General features: G+C 36.6%; 1 protein-coding gene. It reads left to right on the top strand.

The genetic code is table 11. The features are described 5' to 3' along the window. A partial coding sequence (locus SB717_RS33405) for a transposase (RefSeq protein WP_410907086.1) occupies window positions 1-596 on the top strand: 596 nt, incomplete at both ends.

A 596-nucleotide genomic window follows, 5' to 3' on the forward strand; every position in this document is an offset into this window, starting at 1 on the left:
CAGTGATAACAACTGGTGAAAAAAGTGATGGGAAATATCTTCAGCCATTGTTTGAAAAGAGTCATAAAACAGGAATGAAAATTGATACACTTATTGGGGATACTGCTTACTCTCAGAAAGATAATATTCAATTCGCCAACCTGAATGATATGAAATTAGTATCAACATTACACCCAATCATTACGCACGGTCCAAGAAAAGCTGAAGACGAATTTGAATTTAATAAAGATGCAGGGATGTATATATGTAAAGCTGGACATATGGCCATTCGAAAAGCACGAATAGGCAAAAAGAATACAAATAACAGTCAAAGTCATACGTACTTCTTTGATATCCAGAAGTGTAAAGTGTGTCCTTTTAAAGAAGGCTGTTATAAAGAGGGGGCTAAAAGTAAAACGTATTCCGTTACAATAAAATCGCCAGAACATACGGAACAAAAGACCTTCCAAGATAGCGACTATTTTAAAGTGAAGACGAAAGAACGGTATAAGATTGAAGCGAAAAATAGTGAACTCAAGCATAGACACGGGTATGATGTTGCAATTTCCTCGGGTCTCTTAGGTATGGAAATGCAAGGAGCCATGACCATATTTGCC

Source organism: Priestia sp. SIMBA_032, from assembly GCF_046535215.1.
In the GTDB taxonomy this organism is placed as follows: domain Bacteria; phylum Bacillota; class Bacilli; order Bacillales; family Bacillaceae_H; genus Priestia; species Priestia aryabhattai.